The 1,371-nt window shown below is 38.2% G+C and carries 1 protein-coding gene; it reads right to left on the bottom strand.

Features of this window, described 5'->3' with window-relative positions; all coding sequences use genetic code 11:
- Positions 1-62 precede the first annotated feature (62 nt).
- Positions 63-1,241: an IS256 family transposase gene (locus tag ACZ0NX_RS06210; RefSeq protein WP_006584480.1), complete on the bottom strand. Its 1,179-nt coding sequence runs from the start codon at positions 1,239-1,241 to the stop codon at positions 63-65.
- Between the last annotated feature and the right edge of the window lie 130 nt (positions 1,242-1,371).

Below are 1,371 nucleotides of genomic sequence, written 5' to 3'. Positions count from 1 at the left end.
GAAACTGTCAAATTTTTTGTGTAAATAGATCTTTCTCGTAAATTGTTTTTTTAACGTTTTATTTATTCAAAATAGGATTCTAAGGTATCCTGGACTTGACCAAAGCCTTTGTGAATTCGGTTGAAGTAGCGGTCATTGTAGCTCATTGCTTGGATGCCAATAAAAGTATCAAGCGACTGTTCAGTCGGGAACTCCGCTTTAGGCTTAGCCTTGCGCTTAATGACGTTATTAAAGGATTCGATCATGTTGGTAGAGTAAATTGAAGCCCTGATCTGCTTAGGATAATTATAAAAAACAAGCAGGTCTGGCTCGATGTCTTTCAGGTTTCTAATGACACGATTGTAGCTCTTGTTCCATTTGGCATAAAAAGCATGCAATACATCAACAGCAGCCGCTTTATTGGCTTGCTGGTGAATCTGCTTGAATTCGTTCATGATTGCCTCGCGATCGTCCACGCGTACTTTAGCGCAGATGTTGCGCATAACATGGACCAAGCAGCGTTGGAAATGAGCTTGAGGATAGGTCTTTGCCAGTGCTGCTTTCATGCCGACAACGCCATCTGAAAGGAAAAGCTCTACTTGCTTTAAACCACGAGATTTCATGTTCTGGAGCAACGCCGTCCAGACTTCAATATTCTCACTAGGCGCAATGCAGTAGTCGATAACTTCCTTGTGACCATTAGGCTTGATGCCAATGGCAATATATACTGCTTCTCGTTCAAAAGTTTCTCGACGCAACGGTATATACGTTGTATCAAGATAAACACAAAAGAACTTATCGCTCAGCTTACGCTTGTGATAAGCCTCAACTTTAGGAATCATTTGCTTAGAGATATTAGACACTTGAGCTGGACTATAATGACTGCCATACATTTTTTCGATCAAATTAGCTATTTCTCTAGTGGTTACACCTTTAGAATAAAGCTTTATAACCATATCTTCTAAGAGATCAGTATGTTGTTTATAGTCTGGCAGAGTGTGTTGATGAAACATACCATTGCGATCTCGTGGCACTTGTACCTCAATTGATCCAAACTGGGTATCAATTTTACGGAAATACGCACCATTTCTAGAATTACCAGTATTCCAGCCATTTCTAGCATAGGGATCATATCCTAAAAAGGCAGTCAGTTCAGATTCTAACATGTCATTAACAGCTTGTTGGATTTCATGACGAAGCAAATCATTAATTTTATCTTGATTGAATAGAGCTTGAGTTATATTTTTGGTAAAATCATTCATGAAGGAGTTCTTCTTTCTGTATGTTTTTTTTGTTCAAACCAATCATACGAGAAAGGAACTCCTTTTTCTAATGTTTTAGGAAATTAAATTAAGGAATAATTCATCCTTACACAAACTATTTTACGGTCTC

The organism is Gardnerella rara, assembly GCF_055452355.1.
This window is presented reverse-complemented; position numbering and strand designations above follow the sequence as displayed.

Bases quoted from the DNA above. Each gene is read 5' to 3' on its own strand.
- ACZ0NX_RS06210 (WP_006584480.1), bottom strand. From the start codon at position 1,241: ATGAATGATTTTACCAAAAATATAACTCAAGCTCTATTCAATCAAGAT.